This is a genomic window from Corynebacterium sp. TAE3-ERU12 (assembly GCF_019209905.1).
Lineage (GTDB): Bacteria > Actinomycetota > Actinomycetes > Mycobacteriales > Mycobacteriaceae > Corynebacterium.
The window spans coordinates 145,824-172,297 of sequence record NZ_JAHUTM010000002.1 but is presented as its reverse complement, the minus strand read 5'-3'; the positions used below and the strand labels follow the sequence as shown (position 1 = coordinate 172,297).

The 26,474-nt window shown below is 60.3% G+C and carries 23 protein-coding genes and 2 tRNA genes; 12 read left to right on the top strand and 13 right to left on the bottom strand.

Annotated elements, in window-relative coordinates; all coding sequences use genetic code 11:
- Positions 1–36 precede the first annotated feature (36 nt).
- Positions 37–966: a type I pantothenate kinase gene (coaA, locus tag KRX51_RS07230; protein ID WP_218362464.1), complete on the top strand. Its 930-nt coding sequence runs from the start codon at positions 37–39 to the stop codon at positions 964–966.
- Between the two features lie 7 nt (positions 967–973).
- Here the strand turns inward: coaA and KRX51_RS07225 are convergent, their stop codons facing one another.
- The 3 genes from KRX51_RS07225 to mca are packed head-to-tail and all read right to left on the bottom strand — an operon-like array spanning position 974 to position 3,045.
- Positions 974–1,774, bottom strand: a complete 801-nt coding sequence (locus KRX51_RS07225) for an isoprenyl transferase (RefSeq protein ID WP_370625063.1) — start codon at positions 1,772–1,774, stop codon at positions 974–976.
- A gap of 42 nt (positions 1,775–1,816) precedes the next feature.
- On the bottom strand, positions 1,817–2,140 hold the full coding sequence (locus tag KRX51_RS07220) for a hypothetical protein (protein WP_255549535.1): 324 nt from the start codon (positions 2,138–2,140) through the stop codon (positions 1,817–1,819).
- Positions 2,141–2,145: 5 nt separating this feature from the next.
- A complete protein-coding gene (mca, locus tag KRX51_RS07215; protein ID WP_218362463.1) occupies positions 2,146–3,045 on the bottom strand; it encodes a mycothiol conjugate amidase Mca in 900 nt (299 codons plus the stop codon).
- An 86-nt stretch (positions 3,046–3,131) separates the two neighbouring features.
- Between mca and KRX51_RS07210 the strand changes: the two genes are divergently transcribed.
- Both KRX51_RS07210 and greA read left to right on the top strand, forming a co-directional pair.
- On the top strand, positions 3,132–3,575 hold the full coding sequence (locus KRX51_RS07210) for a DUF4307 domain-containing protein (protein WP_218362462.1): 444 nt from the start codon (positions 3,132–3,134) through the stop codon (positions 3,573–3,575).
- Between the two features lie 183 nt (positions 3,576–3,758).
- Complete coding sequence (greA, locus tag KRX51_RS07205; RefSeq protein ID WP_218362461.1) at positions 3,759–4,265, top strand: transcription elongation factor GreA; 507 nt, start codon at positions 3,759–3,761, stop codon at positions 4,263–4,265.
- Positions 4,266–4,354: 89 nt separating this feature from the next.
- Here greA and KRX51_RS07200 read toward each other — a convergent pair whose 3' ends face one another.
- Positions 4,355–5,152 (bottom strand): Bax inhibitor-1/YccA family protein, encoded by a 798-nt coding sequence (locus KRX51_RS07200; RefSeq protein ID WP_218362460.1) that lies wholly within the window; start codon positions 5,150–5,152, stop codon positions 4,355–4,357.
- Positions 5,153–5,327: 175 nt separating this feature from the next.
- Here KRX51_RS07200 and KRX51_RS07195 point away from each other — a divergent pair, with 175 nt between their 5' ends.
- Positions 5,328–5,657 (top strand): hypothetical protein, encoded by a 330-nt coding sequence (locus KRX51_RS07195; protein ID WP_218362459.1) that lies wholly within the window; start codon positions 5,328–5,330, stop codon positions 5,655–5,657.
- 64 nt (positions 5,658–5,721) lie between these two features.
- Positions 5,722–7,317: a succinic semialdehyde dehydrogenase gene (locus KRX51_RS07190; protein WP_218362458.1), complete on the top strand. Its 1,596-nt coding sequence runs from the start codon at positions 5,722–5,724 to the stop codon at positions 7,315–7,317.
- A 611-nt stretch (positions 7,318–7,928) separates the two neighbouring features.
- Here the strand turns inward: KRX51_RS07190 and KRX51_RS07185 are convergent.
- The 9 genes from KRX51_RS07185 to KRX51_RS07145 form a co-directional block, all read right to left on the bottom strand.
- A tRNA-Leu gene (locus tag KRX51_RS07185) sits at positions 7,929–8,002 on the bottom strand.
- A gap of 8 nt (positions 8,003–8,010) precedes the next feature.
- Entirely contained in the window at positions 8,011–8,964 is a 954-nt protein-coding gene (locus KRX51_RS07180) for a Ppx/GppA phosphatase family protein (protein ID WP_218362457.1), read from the bottom strand.
- Entirely contained in the window at positions 8,965–9,510 is a 546-nt protein-coding gene (locus tag KRX51_RS07175) for a DUF501 domain-containing protein (RefSeq protein WP_218362456.1), read from the bottom strand. It abuts the gene before it with no gap.
- A 57-nt stretch (positions 9,511–9,567) separates the two neighbouring features.
- Entirely contained in the window at positions 9,568–10,080 is a 513-nt protein-coding gene (locus KRX51_RS07170; RefSeq protein WP_218362455.1) for a septum formation initiator family protein, read from the bottom strand.
- A gap of 27 nt (positions 10,081–10,107) precedes the next feature.
- Positions 10,108–11,388, bottom strand: a complete 1,281-nt coding sequence (gene eno, locus KRX51_RS07165) for a phosphopyruvate hydratase (protein WP_218362454.1) — start codon at positions 11,386–11,388, stop codon at positions 10,108–10,110.
- A 79-nt stretch (positions 11,389–11,467) separates the two neighbouring features.
- The gene (locus tag KRX51_RS07160; protein ID WP_218362596.1) at positions 11,468–12,211 is read right to left on the bottom strand and encodes a lytic murein transglycosylase; all 744 of its coding nucleotides are present in this window, start codon (positions 12,209–12,211) and stop codon (positions 11,468–11,470) included.
- A 71-nt stretch (positions 12,212–12,282) separates the two neighbouring features.
- Positions 12,283–13,104: a MazG nucleotide pyrophosphohydrolase domain-containing protein gene (locus tag KRX51_RS07155; protein ID WP_218362453.1), complete on the bottom strand. Its 822-nt coding sequence runs from the start codon at positions 13,102–13,104 to the stop codon at positions 12,283–12,285.
- A gap of 41 nt (positions 13,105–13,145) precedes the next feature.
- Positions 13,146–16,751 (bottom strand): transcription-repair coupling factor, encoded by a 3,606-nt coding sequence (mfd, locus tag KRX51_RS07150; protein WP_218362452.1) that lies wholly within the window; start codon positions 16,749–16,751, stop codon positions 13,146–13,148.
- Positions 16,748–17,440 (bottom strand): TetR/AcrR family transcriptional regulator, encoded by a 693-nt coding sequence (locus tag KRX51_RS07145; RefSeq protein WP_218362595.1) that lies wholly within the window; start codon positions 17,438–17,440, stop codon positions 16,748–16,750. Before KRX51_RS07145 ends, mfd begins: the two co-directional genes overlap by 4 nt.
- Positions 17,441–17,497: 57 nt before the next feature.
- Between KRX51_RS07145 and KRX51_RS07140 the strand changes: the two genes are divergently transcribed.
- From KRX51_RS07140 to KRX51_RS07110, 7 genes are all read left to right on the top strand, one after another.
- Positions 17,498–17,568: transfer RNA gene (locus tag KRX51_RS07140), tRNA-Gln, on the top strand.
- 1,077 nt (positions 17,569–18,645) lie between these two features.
- Positions 18,646–20,130, top strand: a complete 1,485-nt coding sequence (gene glmU / locus KRX51_RS07135) for a bifunctional UDP-N-acetylglucosamine diphosphorylase/glucosamine-1-phosphate N-acetyltransferase GlmU (protein WP_218362451.1) — start codon at positions 18,646–18,648, stop codon at positions 20,128–20,130.
- A 9-nt stretch (positions 20,131–20,139) separates the two neighbouring features.
- The gene (locus tag KRX51_RS07130) at positions 20,140–21,117 is read left to right on the top strand and encodes a ribose-phosphate diphosphokinase (RefSeq protein ID WP_218362450.1); all 978 of its coding nucleotides are present in this window, start codon (positions 20,140–20,142) and stop codon (positions 21,115–21,117) included.
- 180 nt (positions 21,118–21,297) lie between these two features.
- Entirely contained in the window at positions 21,298–21,966 is a 669-nt protein-coding gene (locus KRX51_RS07125) for a 50S ribosomal protein L25/general stress protein Ctc (RefSeq protein ID WP_218362449.1), read from the top strand.
- A gap of 36 nt (positions 21,967–22,002) precedes the next feature.
- Positions 22,003–22,611, top strand: coding sequence for an aminoacyl-tRNA hydrolase (gene pth / locus KRX51_RS07120; protein ID WP_218362448.1), 609 nt, complete (start codon positions 22,003–22,005; stop codon positions 22,609–22,611).
- A gap of 35 nt (positions 22,612–22,646) precedes the next feature.
- Entirely contained in the window at positions 22,647–24,281 is a 1,635-nt protein-coding gene (locus KRX51_RS07115) for a peptide chain release factor 3 (protein ID WP_218362447.1), read from the top strand.
- Between the two features lie 143 nt (positions 24,282–24,424).
- Positions 24,425–26,308: a long-chain fatty acid--CoA ligase gene (locus KRX51_RS07110; protein WP_218362446.1), complete on the top strand. Its 1,884-nt coding sequence runs from the start codon at positions 24,425–24,427 to the stop codon at positions 26,306–26,308.
- Positions 26,309–26,474: the final 166 nt, after the last annotated feature.

Genomic DNA, 26,474 nt, shown 5'->3' with positions numbered 1-26,474 from the left:
GTGGCAACGATCACCAATGGGTGCACAATAGAGAACATGCATCGCCCACAGGCGCCCAGCCCTTACCTGGAGTTCAAACGCTCGCAATGGCGTGAGCTTCGCGAGTCCATGCCCCAGGTGTTGACCGAGGACGAACTCGAACGGCTGCGCGGCATTGGCGAAAATATTGACCTCCACGAGGTCGCCGAGGTCTACCTCCCCCTCTCCCGCCTCATCCACCTACGAGTGCAGGCACACCGGGCGTTGAACAAAACCACCGCCACCTTCCTCGGCGAAGAGGACCGCCACTCTGCCCCATTCATCATTGGCGTGGCCGGGTCCGTGGCCGTCGGCAAGTCCACCACCGCCCGCCTCCTGCAGGTGCTGCTGGAACGCTGGGACACTAATCCGCACGTCGAACTGGTCACTACCGACGGGTTCCTCTTACCTTCGGCCGAACTGCACGCCCGCGGCATTATGCAGCGCAAGGGCTACCCCGAGTCCTATGACCAAAAAGCGTTGATGCGTTTTGTCACCGCTGTGAAATCCGGTGCCCGCAATGTCTCTGCCCCGGTGTATTCGCACACCCGCTACGACCGGGTGCCCGATGAGCACATCATTGTCGACCGGCCCGATATTCTCATTCTCGAGGGCCTCAATGTGCTGCAGACCGGCCCAATGCTGATGGTCTCCGACCTCTTTGATTTCTCTGTCTACGTCGACGCGCACAAAAAGGACATCGAACGCTGGTACGTGGAACGGTTCCTGCGGCTGCGCGATACCGTCTTTAGAACCCCCAACGCGCATTTCGCGCATTTCGCCGAGCTTGACGACGAGGAAGCCACCGCACAGGCCCGACGCATCTGGCAGACCGTGAACCTGCCGAACCTGGTGGAAAATATCTTGCCGACGAGGGTGCGCGCTTCACTGGTGCTAACGAAAAGCTCCGACCACACCGTCAGCCGGGTGCGGATGCGCAAAATGTAGCGCGCCGCTACTTACCGAAGCGGCGTGAACGCTTGGAGAAATCACGCAGCGCGCGTAGGAAATCAACCCTCCGAAACGCCGGCCAGTAGGTGTCGGTGAACCAGATCTCCGAATAGGCCGACTGCCACAGCAGGAAACCACTGAGCCGCTGCTCCCCTGAGGTGCGGATGACCAGGTCCGGGTCCGGCTGGCCGGAGGTGTAGAGGTGGTCGTTAATGGCCTCCGCCGTGATCCGCTCGGCCATTTCGTCGGCGGCAACCCCAGCTGCTGCGTTCTCCACAACAATGCGCTGCACGGCGTCGACAATCTCCTGGCGACCGCCGTAGCCCACCGCGATATTGACCTGGATGCCGTCATTATCTGCGGTGGCTGCCTCGTCGGCACGCAACCGCTGCGACATCGACTCGGGCAATAATTCGAGATGCCCCATCATGCGCAGGCGGGGGCGGAACGGCAACCTGCTCAATTCATCAGCGACATCACCAATGATGTCGAAAAGCAGGTCTAGTTCCTCGGATTCCCGGGTGAGGTTCTCCGTGGACAGCAAGTAAATGGTGACTAGCTCAATATCGCGCTCGGCGCACCAACCGACGAGTTCGCCGATCCGGTGCGCACCGACGCGGTGGCCGTGGCTGACATCAGTAAAACCAGCCTCGCGGGCCCAGCGGCGATTGCCGTCGGCCATCACAGCGACGTGGTGGGGCTGCGGTTTGTCCTGCAGGGCACGCACCAGGCGCCGCTCGTATGCGCCGTAGAGGAATCGGCCCAAAAGCTGCTCCCGGAGCAAGGCTGGCTGTCGGTGAGTCACACCATAGAGGTTAGCACCGGAGGGCCTTCGGCCCGGCGAAAACTACTCCTGCGGAGCTGGCCGCGAACCAGATCCCGAATCAGTGTCGGGGGCCTGTGCAGCACGCGGATTAGCAAGCGAGACCCGGGCCTCGTCGGCCATTGCCTTATCGATGGCGTCGATATCGAAGGGGTCCATATCGTGCTTTTCTGCGAAAGCGCGGCGGGCACGCAGTCGCTTGAGCCGACGGGCCATATCCCAGCCAGCAGCGAGAACCACCACGAGCAACAGCACGAGGATGAATAACCCGATCGGCGAGGCCTTACCGAAATCCGCGCCGCGCGGGCCGACGGGGTTCTGCGCGATGAAGTCGACGATTTCGAACATTATGCTCACTTACCTTCCGCTGCCGAGGACACCTCGGCGGTCCACTCCGCGTCGGGGATCACGCCGGCGAAGAGGTCGTTTTCCGGCAATTTAGTACGCACTCGAGTGCGCGCCAACTCGAATTCCTCAGTTGGCCACACCCGACGCTGCACGTCCAGGGGCACCGCAAAGAATGGGCCCTTGGGGTCAATCTGGGTGGCGTGGGCAATAAGTGCCTCGTCACGCAGGTGGAAATACTCTGAGCACGGCACCTGGGTGGTGACCCGGCGCATCAAATCTCCACCGCCACGCCAGCGAGCCAACGCCGGGGCCAGGGGGCTTTCTTCACCACGCTCTTTGTAATCGGCGTCGAGCAGTTCCAGACGTTTCCGAATGAAACCGTGGGTGTAGTACATCTTCTGGATCTGCCAGGGGGCACCAAGCTCCGGGGCGCCGGCGGCGGCCTCATTCCACGCCCGCATCGAAATGATGTGGGTCATGATGTGGTCCGGGTGCGGATACCCACCATTCTCGTCGTAGGTGATCAGCACATGCGGGCGGAACTCACGGATGGCCTTCACAAGGGGCCGCACAGCAGTATCGATGCGCTCGCGGGCGAAGCACCCGTCGGGCAGCACCGGGGTGGGCATGCCCTGCGGCAGCCCGGAGTCAACAAATCCGAGCCACTTATGCTGCACGCCCAGGATGCGCGCGGATTCAGCCATCTCACCGACACGTACTTCGTGCATATTGTCGCGGACCTCGGGCAGATCCATTGCCGGGTTCAGGATGGAACCTCGTTCACCGCCGGTACAGGTCACCACCATGACCTCAACGCCCTCCCGGGCGTAGCGGGCCATCGTGGCGGCGCCTTTCGAGGCCTCATCGTCGGGGTGCGCGTGCACCGCCATCAAGCGCTTTGCCATGCCAACTCCTTGTCGAAGACGTTGTTTAGTCTACGGGCCTTGGTCTGGCGGCAAATGCGGCGGGGCTTTCCGATAAACTATGTGCCATGGCTGACGGCACTGCTTCGAAGCGAGCGATACCGTCTGAGCGCTATGGCGATACGCGCCGGGTGCCCAGCGGCAAACTCATCATCATCGGCATTGTGGCGATGGTGGTGGCTTGCGTTGCCTACATCCTGGTCCAGATGGATCGGGTTTCCACTCCCGACGTCACCGCCACTCCCGCTGGTTGGGCCCGCGCAGAAGGCCATGAAGAGGATGTATTCATCTTCACCCTTGATGTGACTCGGGAGCAGCCGGAACAGGACGCGTACTGCATAATTTATGCGCTGAATTACGATATGGCCGAAGTTGGCCGCCGTGATGTCATCGTGCCTGGTTCTAATGAACCCACGGTGCGTCTGGATGTGCCGGTGCGCACCCGCGAGCAGGCCGTTGCTGGTGACGTCTACGGCTGTTCGACGGATATGCCCGCACTGTTGCAGCAGTAGTTTTTCGCCGCGCGCCTTATTTGCCTGCGCTAGCAGCAGTGCTATCCTCCCTTTGTTAGCGGCCCGTCTGGGCCGTTTTTTCGCATTCACTAAACCCCCGGCCTGGACCAGCTGATGGTCCGGGGCGGTTGGCATGCCGTTATTGGCTGACCGTCACTCGCCGAAGTAACTCAGGAGGGCCCCATGGCCGAATCGAATAACCCCTGGCTCACCCAGGAGTCCTACGACAAGCTCAAGGCCGAGCTCGATGCTTTGTACGAGAATCGACCGGTTATCGCTGCGGAAATCAATGAGCGTCGCGAAGAAGGCGACCTCAAGGAGAACGCGGGCTACGACGCAGCCCGCGAGCAGCAGGGTCAGGAAGAGGCGCGTATCCGCTACCTCGAGGACCTGCTGCAGCGCGCCATTGTTGGCGAGACCCCGCAGGAGTCCGGTGTGGCCCTGGTCGGCACCGTTGTGCACGTCTACTACGACGGTGATGAAGAAGACCAGGAGACCTTCCTGATTGGTACTCGCGGCGCGGATTCGTCCAAGCCGGACCTGGAGACCTACTCCACTGATTCCCCGCTGGGCCAGGCGTTGATTGGCGCCAAGGAGGGCGAGACCCGCACGTATAAGGCCCCGACCGGCGATGAGGTCGAGGTCACTTTGGTCAAGGCTGAGCCGTACGACCCGAACCACGAGGACTAATTACCTCGCGCATAACCAAAGGCCCTGCTTCCCGTTTTGGGAGGCAGGGCCTTTGTTGTGGCTAGCTGTTGTTACTAGCGGGGCTTCGCTTAGTCGCGGAAGTAGCTCAGCAGGCGCAGGATTTCGATGTAGAGCCAGACCAGGGTGACGGCCAGACCAAGGGCAACGCCCCAGGCGTAGTTGGCCGGAGCGCCGGAGCGGACCAGCTTATCGGCCTGGTCGAAGTCGAGCAGGAAGCTCAGCGCAGCGATACCAATGCAGACGATGGAGAAGATGATGGAAATCGTGCCACCATCACGCAGCGGGTTATTGCCGGTGAACAGGGCCAGCAGCATATTGCCGACGGCCAGCGCCAGGACGCCGAACAGGGCGGCGGTCATGAACCGAGTGAAGCCCGGGGTGACGCGGATAGCACCGGTCTTGTACACGAACAGCATGCCGATGAAGACGCCAAGGGTGGCGATGACGGCCTGGGCGATCATGCTGTAGTAGCCCTGTGCGCCGGCGAACATGTAGGTCAAGCCACCGACGAAGAGGCCTTCGAATGCGGCGTAGGTCAGGGTGGCGCCGGCGGAGCCGAACTTCTTGCCGAAGGTGGATACCAGAACGGCGATGAGGCCGCCGATGGCGCCGACGACGGTAAGAATCATGGCCAGGCCCGGGTTGACGGTGCCGAGGGCGAAGTTGACTGCAGCCAGGGCGATGATCACGCCGAGAGTGATGCCGGTTTTGGAAACCACATCGTCGACGGTCATGGCGCGGGACTGCTGGGCAGGGGCAACCTTCTGGTTCTGGCCGTACGGGTCGCCGAACTGGTTGCCCGCAGACTGCTCCCTAGACACGGTCTGGGTCAGCGAGTTGAACGCGGGATTGCTGGATTGGCGCACGTGGTCCTCTTCTTATCGTTGGTAGTTCATCCGCTTGCAGCGGCTGCCTTTATGGGGCTGTACTTATTTCAACGACTAAGTCATTGACCTTGTTCCCAGAAACGGGAAAACCGCCGTTGAAAGCCATCGGACGCGGTACGATATTGGCGATAACGTACGAGGAAAGAAGGCAGCGATGGGTGGCGACTACGACCCGGATACCACTGGCGATTTCGACGAAACCACCCTGGATGGTTCTGAGGGTCTCGACGGCGACATCATCACTTCCGATGGCGAGAATTACGTGATGGACGCCCCTGACCGTTGGCGCGGTGCTGACCCGCACGACTCGCTGGATTCCCGCTTGGCTGAAGAAAAGCCTGATGTCGATCTCAACGAAGAGCCGGAGTACGACCCCGAGCAGCGTTATCACGATGATTCGGATTACGACGATGACTACCGCTACCCCGCGCACCGCCCGGCGGACCCCGATCACAATCGCCGGCTAGGTTTTTCGGCTACCTAACCCCCGCAGATATTGGTTACAAAACATAAGCCTTTTGGGGCTGTGATGCCGTACTATCTGCAACATGACTGCAGCGACGACCACAACGACCAACACCACTACCCCTGCGGATGTGCCCAACCCTCTCGACGGCGGAGTTGCAGAGCGACTTATTGAGCACGTCACCGTGGCGGACCTCTCCAGCACCACCACCATCACGTGCCCGTTCACCGAAGAGCCGATCGCGGAAATCCCGGTCGGCACCGAGGACGATGTTAAGACCGCTTTCGCCAAGGCCCGCAAGGCCCAAGAGTCCTGGAAGAAGGTATCCCCGGAGGCTCGCCGCGAGGTGCTGCACCGCTTCCACGACCTGCTGATCACACATCAGTCTCAGGTCATCGACATTGTGCAGGCCGAGACTGGTAAGTCCCGCTCCAGCGCTTATGAAGAGCTGATCCACACCGCGATCACCGCTCGCTACTACGGCAACCAAGCCGAGAAGATGATGCGCACCAAGTCGCGGCACGGCGCCCTGCCGGTGATCAGCCAGACTAAGGTGCACTACCACCCCCGTGGCGTTATCGGCGTTATTGCACCGTGGAATTACCCGCTTACCCTTGCGGTTTCCGACGCTATCGCCGCCCTGGCCGCGGGTAATGGCATCGTGCTCAAGCCTGATTCGAGCACCCCATTCACGGCCCTGATTGCTGTGGAGCTGCTCTTCCGCGCCGGCCTGCCCCGCGATCTGTTCCAGGTTGTTCCCGGCCCGGGCCGCACCGTTGGCCAGGAAATCCTCCAGCACGCCGACTACCTGATGTTCACCGGTTCCTCTGCTACCGGTAAGGCCCTGGCCGCCCAGGCCGGTGAACGCCTCATTGGTTTCTCCGCTGAGCTCGGCGGCAAGAATGCCCTGGTTGTTGCTGAGGATGCCAATATTCAGGCTGCTGCCGACGGCGCCCGCGTGGCCTGCTTCACCAACTCCGGCCACCTGTGCGTTTCCATCGAGCGCATGTACATCGCCAACGCTGTGTGGGATGACTTCGTCGCCGCTTTCACCGACCGGGTCCGCGCTATGACCTTGGGGGCCGGTTATGAGTGGGAAGTCGACATGGGTTGCCTGCAGTCGCGCGATCAGTTCGACACTGTCAAGGAGTTCGTCGACAATGCCCGCGAGGAGGGCGCCACTGTTCTCTGCGGTGGTCGCGCCCGCCCGGATCTCGGCCCACTGTTCTATGAGCCGACTGTGCTTACCGACGTTGACCCCTCCGCCGACATCAGCTGCGAAGAGGTCTTCGGACCCGTCGTAGTGCTCCATCGTGTCGATGACGTGCACGAGGGCATCCGCCGCGCCAATGATTCCCACTACGGTCTCAATGCTTCGCTGTGGACTTCTCCGAAGCGTGGGCAGGAGCTGGGTAGCCAGCTGCATGCCGGCTCCGTTAACGTCAACGACGGCTTCAGCGCCACCTTTGCTTCTATCGACGCCCCGATGGGTGGTTGGAAGGATTCCGGCGTCGGCCGCCGACAGGGCGTGGAGGGCCTGCTGAAGTACTGCGAGTCCCAGACCGTGACTGTGCAGCGCTTGTTCCCGCTGGCAATGCCGTTCCTGTCCCGTCAGACTTACGCCAAGACCATGACCACGGCCCTGACCTTAGGCAAGAAGCTCCGCCTGCTGCCCTAGCAGCAATAAAAACCCCGCCCCAGTTGTACTCAACCAGGGCGGGGTTTTTCCTTTTCTTCGTTTACTTCGTCACCAGCGGCGGTGCGGTCTCGCCGACCGTATTGTCGGTCCGCCGCGACTAAGAGCGCCTCATATGACCATATGGACGCCGTTGCGCTCCCCATTCACGTACCTCATCAGCGCACCATAGCGGCGTACGACTATCCAGCTGGCCGGATTTATCGGGGTTGGTGCCTCTGGATGAGTAGGAGGTCCATGTGGAAACCGTGATGCCAAGGTGTTCTGCGCATTGAGCTGCTGTCCAATGCTCGACACCATTTTCGTCCGTGATGCGGTATTTCATCGTGCTGCACGCAGGGTCGCGGAGATCATTCCCGCAATCGGTATCAGAAGCACCCATAGTGGTGCTCCGATAAAAGCAATAAGCACGCCGAATGTCGCGTACACTGCGTAGCTCTTGAACGGTTCCATAATGTTCCTTCCGGGCCACAAACAGAACAAGGGATGACCTTTTCCCGACTATTACACCAGATATACGCGTCCCTGCACCCTAGTGGAGACAAGCCACTAAACCCCGCCCCGGTTGTAATCAACCAGGGCGGGGTTTTCTGTACCCCCGGTCGGGCTCGAACCGACACTGGGCGGATTTTAAGTCCGCTGCCTCTGCCAATTGGGCTACGGGGGCCTTCTCACCTAGCTGGCCGAATCGACCAGCCCGGCAATTATTCCATCAAGGATATCCTTCTCGCTGATGACAACTTCATCAGCCCCTTCACAAATATCCATAATGGCATCAACGACAACAAGACCGCCAGCAAACACGTCGGCGCGTCCCGGATGCATGACGGGGTCGGCGGCCAGTATTTCCGAACTCTGCCGTAGCAATGACTCGTTAAGGCTGCGCAACGCATCGCACCGCAACCGCGAGAGATGAATCTGGGCCGGGTCGTAAGTCTCCAAGCCCTGGGCGACCGCGGAAAGTGTGGTGAAAGTCCCAGCACAGCCCACCACAGTCTGTGCCTTATTGACGGGCACCTCGGCGATAATCCGCTCAGCTAAGTCGGCCACGTATTCGCGTGCCGCTGCGAGTTGGTCGTCGGTAGGCGGCGAATCCTGCAGGAAACGCTCGGTGAGGCGCACGCTGCCCATCGGCTCCGAGGTGGAGCCCAGGATCGTGCCGTCGGAATCGCCAACGATGACCTCGGTGGAGCCACCACCAATATCGATCACCGCGAATGGGCCGGTCGCCGGGTCCAGATCATCGACAGCACCGCGGAAGGACAGTCGCGCCTCTTCCGCGCCGGTGATGACTTCTGCCTGCGCGCCCCACGGTTTGAGGGCCCGCTCAGTCAGGGCAAAGAATTCATCCCGGTTCTTAGCGTCTCGGGCTGCCGACGTTGCGACCATACGCACCTGAGTAACGCCCTCACGGTCCATCAGGTCAGTAAAGCCATGCAGGGCCTGCTCAACGCGCTGTAGAGCCTCAGAAGTGATCTCACCGGTTTCGTCGACCCGCTGACCAAGCCGCACGATCTCCATCACCCGGTGCAGTTCAGTGAACTCAAGAACACCGCCGACATCGCGGACATCGCTAATCAGCAAGCGGATGGAATTCGTGCCACAGTCGATAGCTGCAAAACGCGTCATTTACTGATCCTCTCCCCCGGCCTCATTGCGGCTAATCCCTAACTCTTCGCAGGTCGGCCAGTCCTCGGGCAGGGCGGTGCCGCGCAGCCCAGTTCCCTCACACGCCAAAGCCACAGCCTCATCACCGAGACGGAAATGGCCCGGCCCCTCCGCCAGCGCGTAGGCAATGAGCACATGGATGCACTTAACCCGGTCCGGCATACCGCCACCGGAAAAGTCCGTGCCGAGGTCCTCAATCGCATTTCGCTCAGCCAGGTAGTGCTCGTGGGCACGGGTGTAATCGGCACGCAGATCCTCGTCGGTACGCAACCGTTCGGTCATAGTGCGCATGACGCCGGCGACCTCTAGCCGCGAGGCCTCAGAGGTCAGGCGCGGGTCCGTGAGGTAGTACAGCGTCGGAAAGGGGGTGCCGTCGGGAAGCTTCGGCGCGGTCTTCACAACCGCAGGAACCCCATCTGGGCAACGGTAGGAGACCTCCAGTACGCCACGCGGGGGGCGGCCAAGCTGGTTGGCAATGGCCTCCAAGTCAGACTCGGCGACGGACACAGAATTCCTCCAGGCGGTTGCGGCATCGGTACCTGGGGAAGACTACCGGGCGCCGGTTTACTCAGCAGGTGCGGGTTCAGGCAGGATGCGTGGAACCCGATCCGGGGAAGTAGATTCTTCGCGAGCCTTTGCCCCATCATCCTCAGTTTTCGCTGGTGGCGGCACTGCAATGGAATGCCACAGTTCCTTGTACCAAGGATCTGGTTCGGGGGCGGCAGCATCCCCGGGATTGTGGCTGGCATGGCCGGTCATATCCGGGTCAATAAGCCTGAAGGGGGTCTCACCGGGTTCTATGAGACCCAACCGGACCCGGGCTTGTTCCCGGATATAGGCCTCATCGGAGTACCGGGACAGTTCATTTTCCAGCTCGCTGGACCGACGTTCCAAGCGGGCGATGCTCGCCCGGGTCTCGGCGAGTTGGCTGCGCTGTTCGGCGTAGGCACGCAACGGAATAATGAGAGTACCGGCCAAAACGAGCACGAGAATGCCCCCGCCGATGATTTGCAGCGGGGACATTCCGTTCAGCCCTTCGCGGGCAGAGCCTCGTGGGCTACGTGCGCGCTGTGTCATGCGGGTCAGTCTACCCCGCAGTCAGCCTTACTTGGCGAAGCGCGGGAAAGCGGAGCGGCCGGCGTAGATGGCCGAATCGCCCAGCAGAGCCTCGATACGCAGCAGGCGGTTGTACTTCGCAACACGCTCGGAGCGGGCCGGGGCACCGGTCTTGATCTGGCCACAGTTGAGGCCAACAGCCAGGTCAGCGATGGTGGTGTCCTCGGTCTCACCGGAGCGGTGGGACATCATCGAGCGGTAGCTGGCGTTATGGGCCAGGGCCACAGCCTCGAAGGTCTCGGACAGGGTACCGATCTGGTTGACCTTGACCAGCAGGGCGTTAGCAGCACCCTTATCGATGCCGGTGGCAAGACGCTCAGGGTTGGTGACAAAGAAGTCATCGCCGACGATCTGCACCTTGTCGCCGATTTCCTTGGTCAGGGACACCCAGCCATCCCAGTCATTCTCATCAAGCGGGTCCTCGATGGAGACAATCGGGTATTCCTCGATGAGCTGCTTGTAGACCTGGGCCATCTCCTCGGCGGTGTGGGTGCCGCCTTCGAAGTTGTACTTGCCGTCCTCGTAGAACTCGGAGGAAGCAACGTCGAGAGCCAGGGCGACATCCTCGCCCGGCTTGTAGCCAGCCTTCTCAATGGCCTCATTGATGAGGTCAAGTGCGGCGCGGGTGGAGTCAACCGACGGGGCGAAGCCGCCCTCATCGCCGAGGCCAGTGGACAGGCCCTTGGACTTAATGACGGACTTCAGGCTGTGGTAGACCTCTGCGCCCATGCGCACGGCTTCCTTGAACGAAGGCGCACCGATCGGGGCGATCATGAACTCCTGGACGTCGACGCCGGAGTCAGCGTGGGCGCCACCGTTGAGGATATTCATCATCGGCACCGGAAGGACGTGGGCGTTGGGGCCACCGACGTACTGGAACAGGTCCAGGTCAGAGGAGACCGCGGCAGCCTTGGCGACAGCCATGGACACACCCAGGATGGCGTTGGCGCCGAGGTTCTTCTTATTCTCGGAACCGTCCTCTTCGAGCATGATCTTGTCGACCATGCGCTGCTCATGGGCGGGCACGCCGACGAGCAGGTCATGCAGGGTGTCGTTGACGTTGTCGACGGCCTGCTCGACGCCCTTGCCGAGGTAACGGTCGCCACCGTCGCGCTTTTCGTAGGCCTCGTGCTCGCCAGTGGACGCACCCGAGGGCACCATCGCGATGCCGCGGGCACCATCATCCAAAATGACCTCAACCTCAACGGTCGGGTTACCGCGGGAATCGAGGATCTCCAGTGCTTGGATAAGTTCAATCGAAGCAGCCATTAGTCACCTTTCCAGCCAGAGCTTTTCCGGCCAACGTGCCCTCAATTGTGGCACGTTTTTGGTAACTATGCCGCCGTGCCTACGCTGGCTGCCCCAATGCGTAATTCGCCGCCGCATCTCGCACATCAACCAGGTAATCGCCCGAATAATTGTAGGCACGAATCGCCTCAGCCCAGCCCTGTTCAGTATCAAGGTCACGGCCATTGGCGCACAGCAAACGCGCAGCTGAGGCGGCGGCGTCATCAATCTGGTTCGGGTCGGCAATACCGTCACCAGACGCGTCCACTCCGTAGGTCCGCCACGATTCCGGAATGAACTGCATCGGCCCCACCGCACGATCCCACTGCTTGTCCTGATCCAGCACACCATCGTCGGTATCGCGGATCTCAGCAAAGCCCGGGCTGCCGTCCAGGGGCACACCAATAATCGCCGGGGTGGCTTTACCCTCGGCATCGAGCTTGGATCGGTTCAGCCAGTCCCCGCCATACGTACCGTGGCGGGTTTCCACATAGCCCAGCCCGGCCAGGGTGTTCCAGTGCAAGTGGCACTCCGGGAACTCCTCGGCAGCCATCCGCTCGGCAAGGCCATATGCCTGTACCGCCTGCACCGAGATCCGGGTCTTATCTGAAATCGGCTGCGCCCACTGCGCCAACTGATTCGCCGGGCGCCCCTCCGGGATACTGGTCGCCACCGCCGGGGCCGGTTCAGCCGCCGCCGGGGGCACATCGGCCGGAATCGGTTCCTTGGTAAAAGGCATCGTCACCGGGCCAGTGAACATGGTCATCGCACCGACCACACCGATAATGCTCAGCACCGCGATCATGGTGACAGCAAGGCACCCGCAGCCGGAGTTCGACCGATTAGAGGAGGTTTTAGAAGGCACGAACGCAGATACTACTGTTGCTCATCCGCACATAAGCGCGCGATGACTTCCCGCGCGGCGGCACGGGTGCGTTCTTCAGCATCTTCCTGCTCCGGATTCGGGCGCACCAGGTCTTCCGGCAACTCAGAATCAGCAATCCCGGCGGCACGGGCCCTACGGATCGTCTCCGCAGCCAACGCCAGCGCCGGCAAGTGCTGCGCCGGCTCGGACCTATCGCCACTACGCCCGGCTTCCCACGCCTCCTTCTGCTCCTCGACGCTGACCTGGCCTTCACTACCGTCGAACAAGTACGGCATCCGCTTCTGCAATTTGCTGACGAAGCTCTCGGCCACATCATCAATATCGAAGCCATCACCGATTTCGGCGTGGAACAACACCTGGAGCAACACGTCGGCAAGCTCAGCCTTGATATCGCCGTCCTCATTGACCGCGTCGACGAACTCGTAGGTTTCCTCGACAAGGTACGGCAGCAAACTGCGATGAGTCTGGGAAGCCTCCCACTCCCCGCGGGCCCGGGCCTGGTGCATGAGCTCCACCGCCGCAATGACCTGCGGCAACTTCTGCTCCACCGGGGGCTGCGGCTCCACCAAGTGATTAGTGCCGACAGCATAAAGCTTCTCACCTCGGCGCAGGCGTTCCTGCACGCGGTAATCGGACTGGTCCGTGGTGACCAGCACCTCTGCCTCCGACACCGAATGCCCGCCCTGGTCAGCGATAGCCCAGCGCACCGAGATTGGTACCTCGTCGGTGTAGCAGATATCACCGCCAATCAGGTCGAACGCCGGGATCGGGATGGCGTTGGGATAGCGCGGATCCAGTTCGATAATCGCCATTGGTCGTTCCTTTCGCCGGGCTTTATACAGCCGTCTTATCCCTAGACTGTGCCACGCGAAGCGGTATCTGGGGAGTTGCCACCAGCGATATCCATCATAGGAATCCCCGCCATTTGGGTAAGGAAGTCCGCCATCTTCTGCACCAAAGCCACATCGCGCACCGGCGCAGCCCGTAGGCCACGGCCCTCAGTGGGCACCGGAATCGTCACCGTGCCAGAGGCCGCGCGGTACGTCGCCCCCGGGTACAGCCGCTGCAGGCGCACCTGTTTCGAATCCGCCAACTGCATCGGCGAAATCTTGACGTGCTTGCCCATCAAAGACATATCCCGCACCCCGAACTCGCGGCAGATAATCCGCAGCCGCGACATCGCCGCCAAACGAGCAACCTCCACCGGCGGCGCGCCATAACGGTCACTGAGTTCGTCAAGGACCGCGTCAACGTCGTCAAGCTGCCGAGCTTCGGCGAATTTGCGGTAGCCCTCCAGCCGGAGCCGCTCGGAGGAAACGTACTCGGGCGGAATATTGGCATCCACCGGCAGGTCAACACGCACCTCAGTGCTTTCCTCCGCACTGCCATCGACAGGTTTGCCATCCGCGGCAGATTTCAGCGCCTGCACTGCCTCACCGACGAGACGGACATACATATCAAAGCCCACACCGGCGATATGACCAGACTGCTCAGCACCAAGCACATTGCCCGCACCACGCATCTCCAGGTCCTTCATCGCCACCGCCATACCGGCACCAAGCTCATTATTCGCCGCGATAGTCGACAAACGGCCATAGGACGCCTCAGACAAGGTGTGGTCAGCCGGGTACAGGAAGTAGGCGTAGGCGCGTTCCCGCGAGCGACCAACACGACCACGCAACTGGTGCAGCTGGGACAGCCCCATAGTGTGCGAATCCTCCACGATGAGGGTGTTCGCATTAGCGATATCCAGGCCGGTTTCGACGATGGTGGTACACACCAGCACGTCGTATTCGCGGTTCCAGAAGCCCTCCACCGTGCGCTCGAGCTGGTCCTCCCCCATCTGACCGTGGGCGACCACAACACGCGCCTCAGGCACCAGTTGACGGATCTTGTCCGCGGCCTTATCGATAGTGCGCACCCGGTTATGCAGGTAGAACACCTGACCATCGCGCAGCAGCTCACGCCGAATCGCCGCTGCCACAGTTTTATCCGAATAGGCGCCGACGTAGGTAAGCACCGGGTGCCGGTCCTCCGGCGGGGTGAGGATCTGGCTCATCTCGCGAATGCCGGCCATAGACATTTCGAGGGTGCGCGGAATCGGGGTTGCGGACATCGTCAGCACATCGACCTGATTACGCATCGCGGTGATGTGTTCCTTATGTTCCACACCGAAGCGCTGTTCCTCGTCCACAATCACCAGGCCAAGGTTTTTCCAGCTCACACCGGTCTGCAACAGCCGGTGCGTGCCGACGACAATATCGACCGTGCCTTCCCGCATACCGTGCAGGATTTCCTTGGCCTCCTTAGCGCTAGTGAAGCGCGACAGGCACCGAATAGTGACCGGGAACCCATCCATCCGCTCGGCGAAAGTGGCCATATGCTGCTGGGCGAGCAACGTAGTGGGCACCAGCACCGCAACCTGCCGGCCATCCTGCACGGCCTTAAAGGCAGCACGTAACGCCACCTCTGTCTTGCCGTAGCCGACATCGCCGATAAGCACCCGGTCCATGGGCGTGGCCTGCTCCATGTCGTGCTTGACCTCATCAATAGCGGTCAGCTGGTCCTCGGTCTCAGCGAAGGGGAAATTCTCCTCCATCTCGCGCTGCCAGGGAGAATCCGGGGCAAACGCATGTCCCTGGGCGGCCTGGCGCTTTGCGTAGAGCTGCACCAACTCATGGGCGATCTCACGCACCGCACCGCGGGCCTTGCGTTTAGTGGAGCGCCAGTCCGAACCACCCATTTTCGACAACGACGGAGTTTCGCCGCCGACATAGCGGGACAACAGATCGAGGCTGTCCATGGGCACAAAAAGCTGGTCCGGTGGGCCACCGCGTCGGCTGGCGGCGTATTCGAGCACCACGTATTCGCGGCGGGCTTTTTCTTCGCCAGTGCCGACGGTGCGCTCGGTAAGTTTCACAAACCGGCCAATGCCGTGGGTATCGTGCACGACGTAATCACCGGCGGTAAGGGCCAGCGGGTCCACCCGGTTGCGCCGTTTATTGGGGGCGCGGCGGCCCTTGCCGATATCGGACACCCGGTTGCCGGTGATATCGGTCTCCACAATGACGGTTAGCGGCGCTTTTTCGGTGCGCGGGAAAACCAAACCACCATGATTGACACCCTGGTAGACGGTGATCCGACCAGGCTCGGGGCGTTCTGGCCCCTGAGCGATCCGGCAGGCCAGGCCCGCTTCGCGAAAACGTTCGGCCTGGCGTTTCACCCCGGCTGGAGTGGCGGCGATATAGGCAACGCGGTCACCGTCGGCAAGCTGAGTGCGCAATTGCGCCATCATCTGGCCAATGGCGTCGAGATCACCGCGCGGCCGCGGGCCCGGTTCGAAATTCAACGGCAGAGTGTCATCAACCGCGCCTTCACCGATCATGCCTGGTGGGGCGATAGACCACCAGGGTTCACAGCGCACCTCATCAATACCGCGATAAGCAGTAGCCTCCAGGCCTTCACCATGAACCGGCGCGGAACCACCCAATGCGGCAGTCTCCCACGCCGCAGCCATGAACTCTTCACCAGTAGCAATGAGGTCAGCGGCGCGAGACCGAATCCGCTCCGGGCCGAACAGCAAAGTATGCGTGCCCTCGGGCATAAGCTCAGGCAGGCTGTGCAGATTCTTATCGGTCAGCAGCGGGATCAGCGCTTCCATGCCTTCCACCCACTGGCCTTCACCAATACGGGTGAGCATTTCCTGAATATCACCACTGCGCTGCGCAGCGAGTTTCTCCGCACGCTCGCGCACGCCAGCGTCGATAAGCAAAGCACGCACCGGATAAACATCAACGGCACTGACCACAAGATCGTCGATAGTGCGCTGGTCACCGATACTGAAAGGCCGGATCTCGGTGACCTCATCGCCCCAAAGTTCCACGCGCACCGGATTGTCCTCGGTGGCCGGGAAAACATCGATAATGCCGCCGCGCACCGCGAACTGGCCGCGCCGGCCAACCATATCTGCATGCGTGTACCCCGCTGCTTCCAATTTCTCGGCAAGCTTCGGGATGTCCTCCCCCTCCGCCAAGTGCAACGGATCGGCGTGATCGTTGAGAATCGGCTGCACCAGAGACCGCACCGCGGCAACAACAACGGTGACCTTGCCGGCCCGGACCCGGTGCAGAACTTTGCGCCGGGTAGCCACCGTGTCAACGGCTGGTGAGAGACGCTCATGCGGCAACGTTTCCCATGAGGGGAACATTGCCACACGGTCACCGATCATGCCGGTGAGAGTGGCGGTGAGGTCTTCGGCTTCCCGCCCGGTAGCAGTAATAGCCAGCACAGGGGTGTGCTGGGATAGCGCTGCGACGAGGAAGGGGCGGACCTCATCGGGCCCGGTGAGGTGAAGTTCCGGGTCGCCGAGGTGCTTGATCACCCCACGGAGCTGGGTATCAGTGGCGGCCAGGCGGGCGACGCCTGCGAGCGGGGCTGGGGCTGCGGCGGTGTCTGTCACGAGGGCAGTGTACGTCCCGCAGGATCGGCGTCGGGACCTGCACCCAGGCGAACCCCTTCCTCCGGCTCTATTTCGAGGGCATGGCTTTGCAGCTGGGGGTTGACTTCCATCCCGGCCAGCCCATTCCAGCACAGGTTAACCACGTGCGCGGCGACAGTTTCCTTATCCGGGGCGTCCTCGGTGCCGCGTTCATCAAGCCACCACTGCGCGGTCTGCGACACCATGCCAACCATCGCCTGGGCGTAAAGCACAGCGGTGGATTCGTCCAGGTTGGCGCGGGTAAAGGCCTGGCCAAGAATGTGTGCCACGCGGCCGGTGGCGTTACCAAGCAGGGTTTTGAAACCTTCGGTGGAGGCCGGGTCGCGTACGACAATAGAGAAACCGTCGGGATTTTCTTCGACGTAGGTCAGTAGGGCCAGCACTGCGCGTTCAATGCGGACGCGGGCCCGGCCGAGGGAGATGACCTCGGCGATAACGCCTTCAAGTCGCTGCATTTCTTCGGCTACGACGGCGTTATAGAAAACCTCTTTGGACCCGAAGTGCTCATAGACAACGGGTTTAGAAACTCCGGCGCGGGCAGCGAGTTCTTCCATCGATGCCCCGTCGAAGCCCAATTGGGCGAAAGTTGCGCGTCCAACGGCTAATAACTGCTGGCGACGCTCGGGTGTGCTCATGCGGCGCCTGGTGATGCTCATGACCGATACCTTATCGGCTAACATCACTACGTGGCTGTCACGCCAACACTTTCTCCCGTGGTGTAATGGCAACACTCCTGATTTTGGTTCAGGTATTCCAGGTTCGAGTCCTGGCGGGAGAGCTTTTTTGAAAACCCCTCACCAGCAGCACGTTTATCTGGTGGTGAGGGGTATTTCATGTTTTCGGGGCGCCGAGCTTTACGCCTATTTGCGCCGGTTTCTGCGCGGTTCCGAGCCAAACATGAGGCACAAGAATCGAAGACTCACAGATGAGGACCAGCATCTTCTACCCCTCTAAAGATGTTCCCCTTCCGCGCGTACGACGCGCCCACACAAGTCCAACTCCACGTACGTGCGCGGAATGAACGTCGGTGCGGCGCTCCCACACATGGTTGACCCATCATGTTCCCAAATAACGAACACAGACGAGCCCCCAATATTTAGAGGTATGCCCCACTCGTCCTCGGCGCTATCGAAGTCGGCATCATAAAAAACGAATCGGCCTTCACCGTGTAGCACTAGGTCTTTAAGCGCATGGCCTGGAGGAAGCAAGTCCTGAGCAATCTGGGTCGCCTGAGGCAAATCTAGCGCCACTGGTCCACGTCACCTCCCGCAACATCGACTACGTCATCAGTTTTAGTCACCCCAAGCTGACCGGTACACGATGCATCAGGCCAGGTAGACACGACAACGTACGCATGTGCTTTTATGCTTCTGCAGCAGCCGGTACTATCCCGGGTGTGCGCCAGGGTTGAGCGTCCGCAAGAATACCCCGGGCAGCAACTCCAGGGACTCGACGCTTCAGCGTTGGGTCCCTGTGTTTTTGATGGAAGTAGCCCCGCAGCTTTCATTCACCCGAGCCAAAAGCGTTTCAGCGATAACCCTATGGCGGGTTTATCTTTCCTGCGGAAAATTAGGGCGTCGACCCCGGGCGCCGGAAAAGAAAGCTTCCGCCCTCTTACTCCCCCGCCCTGTAGTCGACGCGCTCTCTCAAAGCCCCCTGTCCGAAGAAAATAAGAAAAGGCACGAGCATGTGGCAAGTTCGACTCCTAGCCGATGCACTCCCCACCCCGATCCCGTGCTGTTGTAGCTCGTTATCGGGGTTGTGTGCGTTCTAATGGGGCGTGCTGGGTACTTATGGGTAACGTCTTATGCAGAAACCCCGTGACTAAGCAATTAGCCACCACAAGGAGATATTTATGAGTACCGAGTCCGCTACTGCGGTTGTCATTCTGGCTGCGGGCCAGGGCACCCGGATGCGCTCACAGACCCCCAAGGTGCTGCACAAGGTTGCTGGGCGCAGCATGCTAGATCATGCCCTTTTCGCAGCTCACGGCGCTGGCGCTGACGATATTATTGCCGTGGTTGGTCACCAGAAGGAGCTCGTCGTCGACGGGGTTGCGCGTTGGTTGGATGCCAATCCGCGCGAGCGTGGCGTTGGTATTGCGCATCAGCAGGAGCAGAACGGCACCGGTCATGCTGTGCAGTGCGCTTTTGAGCGTCTTGATGAGCCGGGGCAGTTCCACGGCACGGTAATTGTCACTACCTCTGATGTGCCGATGCTCAATGAGCAGGTTCTCCGCGATCTGCTCACTGAGCATGAGCGTTCCCCGAAGGCCGCGGTGACTGTGTTGACTGCCTCGGTTGATGATCCGCATGGTTATGGCCGTATTTTGCGCACTGCCGACGGTGAGGTCACCGGCATTGTGGAGGAGAAGGACGCTACTGATTCCCAGCGCACCATCACCGAAATCAATTCGGGTGTCTACGCTTTCGATGCCGATACGCTGCGCAAGGCGTTGACCATGCTCGATACCGATAATGCCCAGGGCGAGCTGTACTTAACCGACGTTATTGGCATCGCCCGCAGTCTGGAACGCAGTGTGCGCGGCCATCGTCTGGACGATGAGTGGCTTATTGCTGGCGCCAACGATCGAGTACAGCTGGCCCGCATTGGTGCCGAGCTCAACCACCGTCTGTGCGAGGCGGCCATGCGTGGTGGGGCAACCATTGTTGATCCGGCGACGACGTGGCTGGGCATGGATGTCGAGATTGGTCAGGATGTCACGATCCTGCCGGGTACTCAGCTTTATGGCGCTACTCGCATTGCCGACGGTGCCACCATCGGCCCGGACACCACGTTGGATGGTGTGACCGTCGGCGAGGGCGCTTCGGTGGTGCGCACCCATGCCATTGATTGTGAGATCGGCAAGAACGCGGATGTGGGGCCGTTCACGTATATCCGCCCGAAGACTGTTTTGGCTGAGGGCGCGAAGCTTGGTGGTTTCGTGGAGGCGAAGAATGCGCAGATTGGTGCTGGCTCGAAGGTGCCGCATCTGACGTATATCGGTGATGCCACCGTCGGCGAGCAGTCCAATATCGGGGCGAGCAGCGTTTTCGTTAATTATGACGGCGTCAATAAGCATCACACCACGATTGGTAATCATGTGCGCACCGGTTCGGACACGATGTTTATCGCTCCGGTGACGGTCGGTGATGGCGCGTATTCGGGGGCGGGTACAGTTATTCGCGAAGACGTACCCCCGGGAGCGTTGGCCGTTAGTGGCGGCAAGCAGCGCAATATCGAGGGGTGGGTGCAGCAGAAGCGGCCGGGAACCCCAGCGGCAGACGCCGCTGATTCCGCGTTAGCGGAGGGGCAGCCCGACACCGACCAGGAAGGCTAATCCAAGCTCATGACCGGCGAGTGGATTCCCAATCAGAAAAATCTCATGCTTTTCTCCGGGCGGGCGCACCCGGAGTTGGGTAATGCTGTGGCCGAGGAGCTCGGCATCCAGCCGACTCCGACTGTGTCCCGTGACTTCGCGAATGGCGAGATTTTCGTTCGCTTCGAGGAGTCGGTGCGTGGTTGCGATGCGTTTGTGTTGCAGTCGCACCCGATGCCGCTGAATAAGTGGTTGATGGAGCAGCTGATCATGATTGATGCGCTCAAGCGTGGTTCGGCTAAGCGCATCACCGCTATCCTGCCGTTTTTCCCCTACGCCCGTCAGGATAAGAAGCACCGTGGCCGCGAGCCGATTTCGGCCCGCCTAGTCGCGGATCTGCTCAAGACCGCCGGCGCGGACCGGATTGTCTCCGTCGACCTGCACACCGACCAGATTCAGGGCTTTTTCGATGGCCCGGTGGATCATATGCACGCCATGCCGATCCTCACCGACTATGTGCGCAAGAACTACTGCCTGGAGAACCTGGTTGTGGTCTCCCCCGACGCTGGTCGCGTGAAGTCCGCTGAGAAGTGGGCTAATGCGCTTGACGACGCTGAGATGGCTTTCATCCACAAGACTCGTTCTGTCGATACGGCCAATGAGATCGTTGCCAATCGTGTGGTCGGTGATGTCGAGGGCCGCACGTGTGTGCTTATCGACGACATGATCGACACCGGCGGCACTATTGCTGGCGCGGTGCGGGTGTTGCGTGAGGCTGGTGCGAATGATGTCATCATCGCCACTACTCACGGTGTGTTCTCCGATCCGGCTGCTGAGCGCTTGTCGGGTTGTGGTGCCCGTGAGGTCATCACCACCGATACGTTGCCGCAGACCACGGAGGGTTGGGATAACTTGACGGTGCTGCCGATCGCTCCGTTGTTGGCGAAGACCATCAAGGAGATTTTCGAAAACGGCTCGGTGACTACCCTGTTCGAGGGCCAGGCCTAGACACTGATAAACCGGTTTCCGTCCCGAGGCATTGGTGGGTTAGACTCCCATTCGTTATGTCTCGGCGAGGGAGGCCGGTTTTTTCGGCCCCGTTATCGACGCGACGCGCACCAGCTTTCTTTGTTGCGTGCGCTGAAGTGATCGACTCCCGGGTTTTCCGATCAACACACAGGAGTCACCATGGCTAAGAAGCCCAATATCACCAAGCTGGATGCAGAATCGCGCACTGAGTTCGGTAAGGGCGCTGCCCGCCGGCTGCGTCGTGCAAGCAAGATTCCGGCCGTCATTTACGGCGGCGAGCTGGAGTCCCCGCTGCACATCGCGATGGACCAGCTGGAGTTCAACTCCATCATCCGTAATTACGGCATTAACGCCATTGTGGAGTTCACCATTGATGGTGAGAAGCAGCTGTCCATGATTAAGGCTGTGGACCAGAACCCGCTGACCTTCGAGTTCGACCACGTCGACATGCTGGCCATTAAGCGCGGCGAGAAGGTCGAGGTTGAGGTCCCGATCGTGTCCGTCGGCGAGGCCGAGGTTGGTTCCCTGGTCATGCAGGATGCCGATTCGCTGCTGGTGCTGGCTCCGGTGCTGTCCATTCCGGAAGAGATCGAGGTCAATATCGAGGGCCTCGAGGTCGGTACCCAGGTCATGTCCGGCGATATCACCATGCCGGAAGGCATTGAGCTTGCCGACGATGATGACCTGCTGGTCTTCAATATCGTTGAGCCGGAGGAGGACCCGGCCGGTGATGTTGACGCCGATATCGAGGGTATGGGCGAAGATGAGCTGCCGGATGAGGAGACTGAGGAAGAGTCCGCCGACACCGAGGGTGCTGACGAGGAGTAAGTCCCCCTTGCTGTTCGAATATGCGATCATGAAGTAATGACCGCATCGAATACTCCAGTGCTGATCGCCGGCCTCGGTAACCCGGGGCCGGCGTACGCATTGAATAGGCACAATATTGGCCACCTAGTTCTTGATGAGCTCGCTGGGCGCACCATGCCGATGCCGTCGACTTTTAGCGTGCATAAGCGTTCTAATGCCGAGATTGTGCAGACGCGGCACCGGATGCCTGATGGCTCGGAGCGTCAGCTCATTTTGGCTAAGCCGCGCACCTTCATGAATCTTTCTGGTGGGCCGATTGCGGCGTTGGCGAAGTTCTTCAAAATTGCGCCTGCCGACGTCATTGTCATCCACGATGAGCTCGATTTAGATCCTGGCGTGATTCGGCTCAAGCAGGGCGGCGGCGAGGGTGGCCATAATGGCCTGCGGTCGACTTCATCGTCGCTGGGCACGAAGGATTATCTGCGTGTCCGGGTAGGTATTGGCCGCCCGCCGGGGCGGATGAATCCCGCTGATTTTGTGTTGCGTGATTTTTCTGCCGCCGAGCGCAAGGACCTTGAGTTCACTATCGGTGATGCAGCTGATGCCGCCGAATTATTGGTCAGTCATGGTTTGGCGGCTGCCCAGAACCAGGTGCACGGCGCCTAGGTTCGGTAATCGGGCTACCGGTAAGGTTGTCTGCCATGACCACGCTCGCCGCCGAGGCTTCGCGCCGCCGTACTTTTGCTGTTATTGCCCATCCTGATGCTGGTAAGTCCACGCTGACGGAGGCGTTGGCTTTGCATGCGCATGTGATCTCCGAGGCAGGTGCGGTGCATGGCAAGGCCGGGCGCAAGGCGACTGTCTCTGACTGGATGGAGATGGAAAAGGATCGCGGCATTTCGATCGCCTCGTCGGCCTTGCAGTTTGATTATCAGCCGCAGGGGCACCAGGGCGAGCCTTTTGTGATCAATCTTGTGGATACGCCTGGCCACGCTGATTTTTCTGAGGACACCTATCGTGTGCTCACCGCTGTTGATGCGGCTGTGATGCTGGTTGATGGCGCGAAGGGCCTGGAGCCGCAGACATTGAAGCTTTTCCGGGTCTGTAAAACCAATGGCATCCCGATTATCACGGTGATTAATAAGTGGGATCGCCCTGGTAAGGCTCCGTTGGAGCTGATGGACGAGATTGTGTCCGAGATTGGTTTGCAGCCCACCCCGTTGTACTGGCCGGTCGGCGAGGCTGGTGATTTCCGTGGTCTTTTGCGCCGTGGCGAGGACGGGGTTGCGGAGGAGTTCATTCGTTTTGAGCGCACTGCCGGTGGCTCCACGATTGCTGCGGAAACTCACCTATCCCCTGAGGAAGCTGAGGCCGAGCAGGGCGAGACCTGGGCGACCGCTGCGGAGGAGTCGGAGTTACTTTCGGCTGATTCGGCCGATCATGACCAGGAGATGTACCTGGCTGGTGATACTTCTCCGGTGATTTTCGCCTCCGCGATGTTGAACTGGGGTGTGCATCAGATTCTGGATACGTTGTGTGAGTTGGCTCCCCCGCCGGCTGGCCGGGAGTCTGACCCGAAGGCTATTGCCGCTTCGTCCAGCGCTATTGATGAGGTGCGGGAGCCTACCGACGCTTTTGCTGGCGTGGTTTTCAAAGTCCAGGCCGGTATGGATGCGCATCACCGCGACAAGTTGGCGTTTATGCGGGTTGTGTCTGGCGAGTTTGACCGCGGTATGCAGGTCACTCATGCCCAGTCGGGGCGTAGTTTTTCCACTAAGTATGCGCTGACGGTGTTTGGTCGTACCCGTAATACGGTGGAGACCGCTTTCCCCGGCGATATCGTCGGTTTGGTCAATGCTGGTTCCCTGGCTCCTGGCGATACGATTTATGCTGGTCGCAAGGTGCAGTTCAAGCCGATGCCGCAGTTCGCCCCGGAGCATTTCCGTATTTTGCGGGCGAAGAGCCTGGGCAAGTACAAGCAGTTCCGTAAGGCGATTGATCAGCTTGCCGCTGAGGGTGTGGTGCAGATTTTGCGCAATGATCTTCGTGGTGATGCTGCCCCGGTGATGGCTGCGGTGGGCCCTATGCAGTTTGAGGTTATGCAGGCTCGGATGGCTAATGAGTACAACGTGGAGACGGTCACTGAGCCGATTCCGTATTCGGTGGCGCGTCGTACGGATGAAGAGTCTGCGCAGGGTTTGGCCCGGCAGCGTGGGGTGGAGATTTTTACTCGTACCGATGGCGCGTTGATTGCTTTATTCGGCGATAAGTGGAAGTTGTCCTTCATTGAGAAGGAGCACCCGGAGTTCACGCTGGAGACTCTTGTGGCTGACTGAGCTGGGGTTCCTCAACCACAGTCTTTATTTGTCGCTAAAACTGATTCCTCATGGAAAGTAACTCGGTTATGATGTGCATCACGACTTAACCAGGGCCGCCACGGCGTTTGCGTTGTGGCCGTCCGCCAAGGAGCTGATGACCCATGACCGCCGTTTATCCCGTCCCGAATAAGTACCGGACTCCCGACGACGAGCCGCTGGATTTGGCCGCTCTGGAAAGCGCTCCGCGCACTGTGACTGGGCAAGTCGCCAAGCGGGTGGCGATGACCCCGGACTGGGTTGCCTTCCGCTTCCCCGATGGCGGCGGTGGGTGGAGTAGCCGCACGTGGGCTGATTTCGCCGATGAGCTCAGCCCGGTTGCTGCGGCGTTGATTGACCTCGGGATACAGCGCGGGGATCGGGTGTCGTTGCTTTCAGGCACCCGCTATGAATGGGTGCTTGCCGACGCGGGGATCATTCACGCGGCCGCGGCGACATCCCCGCTCTACCCCACTTCTATCCCCGAAGAGATTCGGCATATCGTCAATAATGCTGGTTCTCGGGTGATTTTCGTTGAGGATGCCCAGCAGTTGGCTCGAATCAGCGCTATTGCCGCTGAGTTGCCTGCTATTTCCGACGTCATTGTGCTCGATAGCGTTATTGGCGAACAGCACCAGAACACGCATTGGCGGGTGCGTACTCTCGATGAGCTCATCGAACTCGGCAAGAAGGTTCTCAAGTCGCAGCCGGATGTGGTGCAGCGTCGGACAGCGGATATTACTGAGAAAGATCTGCGCAGCCTGATGTACACCTCTGGCACCACCGGCCCGCCGAAGGGGGTGCGTCTTTCCCATCGGGCAATGGCCTTTGAGGGCTCATCCACGAAGGCTTTGGGGCTTATCGACGAGGGCGCGGTGCACTATTTGTGGTTGCCGCTGAGTCACGCTTTCGGGCAGGTATTGCTCGCGTCCTCTATTGAATTCGGCAGCGAGACAATCATTGATGGCAACCCTGACCACTTGGTCGAGAATCTGGCTAAGTTCAAACCAGAGTTGCTGGCGAGCGTGCCGCGGGCCTTGGAGAAGGTTTATGCCGGGGTGAGTTCGGCGATGGAGTCCGCCGGCGGGGTGAAGGCGAAGTTGTACCGCTGGGCAATCGGTGTGGGTTATCAGCGCCTGGAGCACAGGATTGCTGGCACTACGCCGCCTGTGCGGTTGCGGATCGCCCACGCTGTGGCTGACCGGTTGGTGTTCACCAAGATCCGAGACCGTCTTGGTGGTCAGCTCCGCGTCGTGTTGAGCGGTGCGGCGCCTTTGGGGGAAAAGATTTCGCTCTGGTTTGCCGCAATTGGGGTCCTGGTTTTGGAGGGCTGGGGGATGACGGAGTGCGGCGCTGCGGCGACGGTGAATCGGAAGGGTGCCTGGCGGGCGGGTTCTGTCGGGTGGCCTTTCCCGGGTACTGAGGTGTCGATTGCTGGGGATGGCGAGATTTTGTTGCGCGGCCCGCATGTGATGGATGGGTATCACGGGCTTCCCGAGGCTACTGCGGAGACCATTGATAGCGATGGGTGGCTGCATACCGGCGATATTGGCGAGATCGACGAGCGCGGTTTTGTTCGGGTCACGGACCGGAAGAAGCAGTTGTTTAAGACGTCTACGGGTAAATATGTGGCTCCGGGCAGAATTGAGGCCTCCCTGGGCGCAACCTGCCCTTATATTGCCCAGACCATTGTTGGAGGCAATGGTGAGAAATTTGTGTCTGCGCTCATCACGCTCGACGAGGCGGCCATTCGTGAGTGGGCTGCGAAAAATGGTGTTTCTGGCGACACGATGGCTCATTTCGCTGCCTCTGATGAGGTGCGCGAGCTCATTGGCGGTTATGTGAACGAAGTCAATGAGACGCTGTCTCCGTGGGAGCGGGTGGGCCGGTTCACCATTATCGACCGGGAGTTTTCGATCGAAGCTGGTGAGCTGACCCCGACGTTGAAGTTGCGTCGGCGGACTGTTTTGGAGAATTTCGGCCACTTGCTTGATGCGCATTATCAGTAAGTTGGCAGCTTTTTCTTCCCAAACAACAGCTAACCTACGCTACCGTAGTTAAGGTCTAACTCCCTAACCTGCGGAAAGAAGCAACGAGATGCTGTGCACTCGACCCGAACCTAACCGGATCCAGCGGCCCGAGGACGAGCCAGTCAACCTAGCCCCAATCTCTGAT